This is a genomic window from Nonomuraea sp. NPDC049709, from assembly GCF_040674815.1.
Taxonomy (GTDB): Bacteria; Actinomycetota; Actinomycetes; order Streptosporangiales; family Streptosporangiaceae; genus Nonomuraea.
The window spans coordinates 74,813-83,119 of record NZ_JBFANM010000055.1 but is presented as its reverse complement, the minus strand read 5'-3'; the positions used below and the strand labels follow the sequence as shown (position 1 = coordinate 83,119).

Here is an 8,307-nt window from a genome sequence, read left to right as displayed (position 1 = left end):
CATGCCGGGCTGCCGATCAAGTGCAGCCGCTGCTGGAGCTCCGAGGCAACCGTGCCGCTGCCGCCGATGCCGAACACCCACACCCGAGGGGCTCCGGCCACCGCCAGCGCCGCCTGCTCGACGACGTCGAGGTCGAGGCCGCCCAGCGTGTCGCTCACCGCCTGCCTGATGGCGCCGGAGACGACCTCGGCGATGCGCGGGATGCCGTCGCCCTCCCGCACATCGGCGCCCATCCTCGAGCTCCACGGCTCGGCCTTGATCCGGCCGCTGTCGGAGGCCAGCGCGATCCGCATCTCGGCGTATCCGCCCAGCCCCAGCACCCGGCACAAGCGGGTGATGCTGCCGGTGGACACCCCGCACTGATCGGCAAGATCGACAATGGTCATGCGCGCCACCGCATCGGGGTCGGCGAGCACGCGCGCGGCGACGGTCCGCTGGGCAACGGGCATCGAAGGGGCCAGTTCATGCAGTCTGGCGATGATGCCCTCCACTGGCCGACCCGCTTCCCCGTCATTCGCCACCAGGTTCACGCAGCCAAAAATTATCCATTGTTCGCATGGATCGTAGCAATGATGCATATTTGAGGCCTAATGGAAATCATAACGTCACAACATGTTCTTGACGTGAAGCGGGGTGCTCGTTTTCCGCCGCATAGATGGAGAATGTTTCGCCGCGCCCTTTCGAACGCCCACGTCTTGTGATCCGGCCGGGTAACGCGGTAGAAACAGCCGACCCCATTTTTCGGACCTCGACAGAAGCTCGGCGTACCGAGAGAGCGCTCTCTCGGAGTTGCGGCCGCAGCGAAAGGAACAACCGTATGACGACCCAGCCTCCCGGTCGCCGCCCGCGCCTCGGCCGGGCGGTCACGCTCGGTCTCGTGCTGGCGACCGCCGTCTTGTCGGCGGGGCCGGCCGCAGGCGCCGCCACACCGCCTTTCGGCGGCCCCGGCGGCGCGGGCGCTCCGGATCTCGGTCCGAACGTCACCGTCTTCGATCCCGGCATGCCGGTCGGCCAGATCCAGGCGACCCTCGACGCGGCGCACACCGCCCAGGTCGACGACGAGATGGGCAGCACGCGGCACGCCTACCTGTTCAAGCCCGGCACGTACGGCACCGCCGAGCAGCCGCTGCAGATCAAGGTCGGCTACTACACCGAGATCGCCGGCCTGGGCGCCTCCCCCACCGACGTCGTCATCAACGGCAAGGTCGAGGTCTACAACCGCTGCCTGGCGGACGGCGGCACCGGCAACTGCCTCGCGCTGGTCAACTTCTGGCGCACCCTGTCCAACCTGTCGATCAACGTCAACGCGGCCGGGCAGGACGGCTGCCGGGCGTCGGCGAACTTCTGGGCCGTCTCCCAGGCGGTGTCCCTGCGCCGGCTCGACATCAGCGGCGGCAACCTGTCGCTGATGGACTACTGCACCGCCGGCCCCCAGTACGCCAGCGGCGGCTTCATCGCCGACTCCAGGCTGCCGTCCGTCACGAACGGGTCGCAGCAGCAGTGGCTGACCCGCAACAGCGAGGTCGCCGGCTGGTCGAACGGCGTGTGGAACCAGGTCTTCGCGGGCGTCGTCGGCGCACCGGACGAGGCCGCGTTCCCGAACCCGCCGTACACGACGCTCGACACCACTCCCGTCAGCCGGGAGAAGCCCTACCTGTACGCCGACGCGCGGGGCAGGCTCAACGTCCGCGTGCCCGCCGCCCAGAAGGGCACCCGGGGCATCACGTGGGCCGGCGGCATGACGCCGGGCCGTACGCTGCCGATCGGCGACTTCTTCGTCGCCAGGCCGTCGGACCCGGTGCAGGTCATCAACAGCCAGCTCGCGCGCGGCAAGCACCTGCTGCTCACGCCCGGCGTGTACGACATCGCGCGGAGCATCGAGATCAAGCGCCCGAACACGGTCGTCCTCGGCCTCGGGCATGCCACGCTGACCGCCGTGCACGGTTCGACCCCGCTCGACGTCGCGGACGTGCCCGGCGTCGTCATCGCCGGCGTGACCATCGACGCGGGCCTCACGAAGTCGCCGGTCCTGCTGCGGGTGGGCAAGAAGCACGGGGAGCGCCGGAGCTCGGCGGACAACCCGACCACCCTGTCCGACGTCTACTTCCGGGTCGGCGGCCCGCACGTCGGCAAGACCGACGTCGCGCTGGAGGTCAACAGCGACCACGTGCTCATCGACCACGCGTGGGTGTGGCGCGCCGACCACGGCGTCGAGGGCTTCACCGACACCCAGCGCTGGAACACCAACACCGGCCGCAACGGCGCCGTCATCAACGGCGACCACGTGACCGCGACCGGCCTGTTCGTCGAGCACTTCCAGCAGTACAACACGGTCTGGAACGGCGACGACGGCACCACGATCCTCTACCAGAACGAGCTGCCCTACGACCCGCCGACGCAGGCCGACTGGATGAACGGCGACGTGGAGGGCTGGGCCGGCTACAAGGTCGGCAACCGGGTGAAGACGCACCGCCTCTACGGAGGTGGGGTGTACGTGTTCAACCAGAACAATCCGGAGATCCACACGGAGAACGGGTTCGAGGTGCCGCAGACCCCGGGCGTCCGCCTGCACCACATCATGACGGTCAACCTGAGCGCGGGAACCATCGATCACGTCGTCAACGGCGTGGGGGATGCGGCCGACATGACCAAGGTGGGCGCGCCGGTGTACGTCACGGACTATCCGGCCCCGTAGAAGGCATCAGGGCGGGACGGCATCGCCGTCCGTCTCGTCCGGCGATCGAGGGGGCGGCGCGACACGATGGGGCATGGGGCGAAGACCGCTGTTGCTGTTCGCCGCTCTCGCCCTCGTGCCGGCGCGTTCGCCGCCTCTTCCCGTACAGCAGGGCCAGGGACCGGGGGTCGCTCTGCCGGGCGGACGCCGTCGAGCTCGTCCGCCGGCTGAGCCCGCCGCTCCTCGGCCGGGCTGATCAGCCCTCCGGGAGGGAGTCGCGCAGGGACTCCGCGGTCAGGGAGTTGCGGGCGGCCAGCAGCTCGCGCGGGGTGCCTTCGAACATGATCTCGCCGCCCGACCGGCCGCCGCGCGGGCCGAGGTCGATGATCCAGTCGGCGTTCTTCACCACGTCGAGGTTGTGCTCGATGACGATCACCGAGTTCCCGTGGTCCACCAGCGTGTTGATGATGTTCAGGAGGCTGTTGATGTCGGACATGTGCAGCCCGGTGGTGGGCTCGTCCAGGACGTAGACGGTGCCCGTCTTGCCGAGCTCGGTGGCCAGCTTGATGCGCTGGCACTCGCCACCGGACAGCGTGTTCAGCGGCTGCCCGAGCTGGAGGTAGCCGAGCCCGACGTCCACCACCGACCGCAGCTTCTTGCCGATCTTCGGTTCGGTGAAGAAGTCGGCCGCCTCGGCGGCGCTCATGGTCAGCACGTCGCTGATGTTGCGGCCGCGCAGGGTGTACTCCAGCACCTTCTCGGTGAACCGCTTGCCCGAGCACACCTCGCACACGGTGATCATCGGGTCCATGAAGGCCAGGTCGGTGTAGATGATGCCCTCGCCCTGGCAGTTGGGGCAGGCCCCGGCCGAGTTGAAGCTGAACAGCGAGGCGCTGACGCCGTTCTCCTTGGCGAACTGGCGGCGGATCTCGTCCATGATGCCGGTGTAGGTGGCCGGGTTGGAACGCCGGTTGGTGGTGACCGCGGACTGGTCGACGATCACCGCGGACGGGTGCTGGGCGCGGAAGACCTGGTGGATGAGGGTGCTCTTGCCGGACCCGGCGACCCCGGTCACCACCGTGAGGACCTCGGTCGGGATCTTGACGGTGATGTTCTTGAGGTTGTGCAGCGAGGCGTCGGTCACCTGGAGGTGGCCGGTCGGCCGGCGGAACTCCGGCTTGAGCCCCAGTTTCCGCCGCATGCAGTCGCCGGTCAGCGTGTCGGCGGCGTAGAGCCCCTTGACGTCGCCCTCGTACACGATCTCGCCGCCGTGCTTGCCCGCGCGCGGGCCGAGGTCGACGACGTGGTCGGCGACCTCGATGACGTCGCGGTCGTGCTCGACCACCAGCACCGTGTTGCCCTTGTCGCGCAGGTGCCGCATCAGCGTGGTGAGCCGGCGCACGTCTTGGGGGTGCAGGCCGATGGTGGGCTCGTCGAAGATGTAGGCGACCTCGACGAGGGAGCTGTTGAGGTGGCGGATCATCTTGATCCGCTGCGACTCGCCGCCGGACAGGGTGGAGGTCTCGCGGTTGAGGGTGAGGTAGTCGAGTCCGAGGTCGACGAGGTGGCCGAGCCGTTCGAGCAGGTTCTGCACGACGGTGCTCACGTGCGGGGAGGTGATCTCCCTGACGGCCTCGATCAGGTCGTCAGCCTCCAGGGCGGCGAACTCGGCGATGTTGCGGCCGTTGATCTTGCAGGCCAGCACCTCCTTGTTCAGCCGCTGGCCCTCGCAGGTGCGGCAGACCGAGATCGAGACCACGCGTTCGAGCGCCCTGCGGTTCTTGGCGCTCATCTCGTCGGGGTTCTTGCGCAGGTAGAGCCGGTCGAACTTCTCCAGCAGACCTTCGTACTTGGAGTTGATCTGCCCGCCCTGCCAGTCGAGGGCGATGGAGCTGTCGGCGCCGTGGAGCAGCGCGTCCCACTCCTCGCGGCTGTAGTCGCCGAGCTTCTTGTCGTTGTCGAACAGGCCGGCGTTGGCGTACAGCTTCCAGAACCAGCCGCCCACGGCGAAGGCCGGGTGGTCGATGGCTCCCTCGTTGAGCGAGCGCGACTTGTCCAGGAGCTTGTCCAGGTCGAGCTGCATGCGCCGGCCCAGGCCCTCGCAGTCGAGGCACATGCCGGCCGGGTCGTTGAAGGAGAAGGCGTTGGAGTAGCCGACGTGCGGCTCGCCCGCGCGGGAGAAGAGCAGTCTGAGCAGCGCGTACAGGTCGGTGATGGTGCCGACGGTGGAGCGGGAGTTCCCGCCGATGCGCTTCTGGTTGATGATGATGGCCGTCGACAGGCCCTCGATGACGTCCGCGTCCGGCTGACCGTATCGGGGCAGCCGGTTGCGGACGAAGGCGGTGAACGTCTCGTTCAGCTGCCGCTGCGATTCGGCCGCGATGGTGTCGAACACCAGTGACGATTTCCCGGATCCGGACACGCCGGTGAAAACCGTTATCTGATGTTTCGGCACCTCGATCGAGACGTTCTTCAGGTTATTTTCGCGCGCTCCGGCGATCGTGATGAATTTCGGTTGCATACCATCCACGCTAGAAGACATTGCGGTCAATTCATGGCCGCAACCAGGCGGGAAGCTCGGTCAGCCGGGCGGTTTGCGATCCCTTCCGCCCCCAGCGCAACTTCTCGAAAGGTACGGCCAGCCGCGCCTCGGGAAAGTCCGTACGCAACACCGAAATCATGACTCTCGACTCCAACTGCGCCAACTGCTCCCCGATGCAGTAGTGGGCGCCGTCGCCGAAGGTCAGCCGCTTGTCCCGCAGCTCGGTGTTGATGCCCTCGATGTCCACGAGCACGGGCGCGCCCTTGGGCAACCGTACCCCGTCGATCACCACCTCCTCCGCGGCGAAGCGCCACAACGTGTAGGGAACGGGCGGGTGCTCCCTGAGCATCGTCTCCACGAACTCCGCCGGGTCGGCGCCGGGAGCGAGGTGCCCGGCGAGCGTCTCGGCCAGCAGGAACCCGAGGAACGACCCGGTCGTGTCGTGCCCGGCGAAGATCAACCCCATGATCATGTAGATCAGGTGGTCGGCCGACACCTCGCCGAACTCCGCCCGGGCGCGCTCGTAGAGCACCCTGGTCATGCTGTCGGCGGTGCCCTCCATCGCGCCCCGCACGGCCTCGGCCAGCAGCTCCTCCAGCGAGGATGTGTCGTCCTCGGCCTCGTCCGCGGTGCCCAGCGCCATGGCCTTCATCGCGCTGACGGCCTTTCTGGCCGTGACGGGGTCGGTGACCGAGACGCCGAGCAGGTTGCAGATGACCAGCAGCGGGAAGCTGTAGGCGAAGCCGTTGATCAGCTCGGCGGGCTCGCCCTTGGCCTCGGACTCCTCGGCCAGCTCGGTGAACAGGTTGCGGGCGATGGTGGCGACGCGGCCCTCCGCGGCGGACAGCCGGCGCGGGTTGAACGCGGGCGCGTGGATCCGGCGCAGCCGCCGGTGGTCGTCGCCGTCGACCGCGATGATCGTGTACGGGCGCAGCTCCGGGACCGGGCAGTCCAGGCCGTCGTCCACCCCGTGCCAGGACTCCGGCGCCAGCGCGGGATCCTTGACCATCCTCGGGTCCGCCAGCACCGCCTTGGCCAGCGTGTAGTCGGTGATCACCCAGGCCGGGCCGCCCGCGGGCGCCTGGGCCCGCACCAGCCGGCCGCCCGCGCGCAGCTCGTCGTGGACCCGCGGCTTGTCCCGCATCGACTGCATCGGGCATTCGAAGGGGTTCACCTCGACTGCGAGCTTGCTGTTCATGACAGCACCGAGAATCCGGCGCCGTGCGGGTCGAGCAGGTCCGCCCGGCGGCCCAGCGGGGTGTCGGCCGGCGGGTTCTCCACGCTGCCGCCCAGCTCGACGGCCCGGCGTACCGTCTGCTCGACCTCGCTCACCCCGAACGTGACCGCCCAGTGCGGGCGCACCGCGCCCGTGACGCCCAGCTCGCGGGTGCCGCCCACGGTCCGGCCGTCGACCTGCCAGTCCCCGGAGACGGCCGTCAGGCCGAGCGTGTCGCGGTAGAAGGCGGCGGACCTGGTCGGGTCGGTGGTGACCAGCTCGACCCGGCGTACGGAGCCCGGCCCGCCCATCTCCTCGGCGCCGTCCATCTTCAGCGGCTGCCACACGGCGAAGGCCGCCTGCGCAGGGTCGGCGTAGACCGCCATCCGGCCCAGGCCCATGACCTCCATCGGGGTCATGATGATCTCCCCGCCGGCCAGCGTCACCCGCTCGGTGAGGGCGTCGGCGTCGTCGGTGGTGAAGTAGACCGTCCAGATGGCCGGCATGCCGTGCTGGCCGTCGGGGCCGTAGGGCCGGTGGTAGGGCGTGTCGATCTGGTGGTAGGCCACCGCGGCGACCAGCTTGCCGTCGTGGTGGAAGGTCGTGTAGCCGCCGGCCTCCGGTTCGCTGACCTCGGTCGCCGTCCAGCCGAACAGCTGCGTGTAGAAGGTCACGGAGGCGGCCACGTCCGGCGAGCCGAGGTCGAACCAGGACGGCGAGCCGGGGGCGTATCTGCTCACAATGATTCCCTTTCGCTGATTGCCGCGGCGCTGGCGTCCCACAGCCGCGCGGCCAGGTCGGGTTCGGCCGTCGGCCCCTCGATCGGGGCCGGCCGCCGGTCGAAGTAGTAGGCGCCGCGCTCGATCCGGTCCTCCGGCGCGGTGGCCAGCCAGAGCAGCGTGTCGGCGCCCCGCTCGGGGCTGCGCAGGAACGGGTTGTAGCGGAAGTACCAGGAGGCGATGGTGCCCCGGCCCACCAGCGTGCGGACCTGGCCGGGATGGAAGCTGACCGGCAGCACGTCCGGCCACCTCCTGGCGGCCTCCGCGGCGAACAGGATGTTGGCCTGCTTGGAGGTGCCGTAGGCGCGGCCCGAGCTGAACGGGGCCCGTTCGGCGTTGAGGTCGCCGGGGTCGAGCCTGCCCTCGGTGTACGCGCCCGACGACGTCAGGATCAGCCGCCCGCCGGCCAGCCGGTCGCGCAGCGAGCACGCCAGCAGGAAGCCCGCCAGGTGGTTGGTCTGGATGGTGGTCTCGAAGCCGTCGGGGGTCGTGATCCTCGACCGGAACATGCCGCCCGCGTTGCTCGCCAGCACGTCGATGTGCTCGAAGCGCTCGCACAGCCGGGCGCCGAGCTCGCGGACGTCGTCCAGGCGGGCGAAGTCGGCGCGGATGCCGTACGGCGGGGCGGCGGAGACCTCGGTCAGCTCGCTCACCACCGACCCCAGCCGCTCAGGATCGCGTCCGACCGCGACCACGGTCGCACCGCGCCGGCCGAACTCCAGCGCGGCCGCCCGCCCGATCCCCGAGGTGGCGCCGGTGACGACCACCGTGTGACCGGTGAACCCGGGCTCCGTGCGAGCGGCCGGCTCAGGCCCGGTCACGTCCGTTCCATCTCGTTGACGAAGCCCAGGAACTCCTTCGGGGTGGTGATCTCGGCGAGCTCGTCCTCCGGCAGCTTGACCCCGCAGGCGCGCTCGACGCGGTGCATGGTCTCGAAGACGGCCAGCGAGTCGAAGCCGAGGTCCTCGAACGTCGTGGTCTCGAAGTCGTCCGTCAGCTCGATGTCGTCGTCGTCACCCGCGACCTGACGCATGATCTGCTTCAGGTCCTCGAGGCTGAACTGAGCCATTTTCCTGCCTCTTCTTCGTCGGCGATG

At 69.2% G+C, this 8,307-nt stretch carries 7 protein-coding genes; 1 reads left to right on the top strand and 6 read right to left on the bottom strand.

Features of this window, described 5'->3' with window-relative positions:
* The coding region (locus AB0J69_RS41890; RefSeq protein WP_364129830.1) for a MurR/RpiR family transcriptional regulator at positions 1-530 on the bottom strand (530 nt) is incomplete at its 3' end.
* 287 nt (positions 531-817) lie between these two features.
* Here AB0J69_RS41890 and AB0J69_RS41885 point away from each other — a divergent pair.
* A complete protein-coding gene (locus tag AB0J69_RS41885; RefSeq protein WP_364129827.1) occupies positions 818-2,695 on the top strand; it encodes an adenylyl cyclase in 1,878 nt (625 codons plus the stop codon).
* A gap of 235 nt (positions 2,696-2,930) precedes the next feature.
* Here the strand turns inward: AB0J69_RS41885 and AB0J69_RS41880 are convergent, their stop codons facing one another.
* Genes AB0J69_RS41880 through AB0J69_RS41860 form a run of 5 tightly spaced genes read right to left on the bottom strand, consistent with a single transcriptional unit; the run spans position 2,931 to position 8,280 of the window.
* Positions 2,931-5,195: an excinuclease ABC subunit UvrA gene (locus tag AB0J69_RS41880; RefSeq protein WP_364129824.1), complete on the bottom strand. Its 2,265-nt coding sequence runs from the start codon at positions 5,193-5,195 to the stop codon at positions 2,931-2,933.
* A 31-nt stretch (positions 5,196-5,226) separates the two neighbouring features.
* A complete protein-coding gene (locus AB0J69_RS41875; RefSeq protein WP_364129822.1) occupies positions 5,227-6,414 on the bottom strand; it encodes a cytochrome P450 in 1,188 nt (395 codons plus the stop codon).
* Positions 6,411-7,172 (bottom strand): VOC family protein, encoded by a 762-nt coding sequence (locus AB0J69_RS41870; RefSeq protein ID WP_364129819.1) that lies wholly within the window; start codon positions 7,170-7,172, stop codon positions 6,411-6,413. Before AB0J69_RS41870 ends, AB0J69_RS41875 begins: the two co-directional genes overlap by 4 nt.
* Positions 7,169-8,032 carry an SDR family NAD(P)-dependent oxidoreductase gene (locus AB0J69_RS41865; RefSeq protein WP_364129816.1) on the bottom strand — a complete coding sequence of 288 codons (864 nt, stop codon included), beginning with the start codon at positions 8,030-8,032 and terminating at the stop codon, positions 7,169-7,171. The genes AB0J69_RS41870 and AB0J69_RS41865 overlap by 4 nt, the downstream gene beginning before the upstream one ends.
* Positions 8,029-8,280 carry an acyl carrier protein gene (locus AB0J69_RS41860; protein ID WP_364129813.1) on the bottom strand — a complete coding sequence of 84 codons (252 nt, stop codon included), beginning with the start codon at positions 8,278-8,280 and terminating at the stop codon, positions 8,029-8,031. The genes AB0J69_RS41865 and AB0J69_RS41860 overlap by 4 nt, the downstream gene beginning before the upstream one ends.
* Positions 8,281-8,307 lie beyond the last annotated feature (27 nt).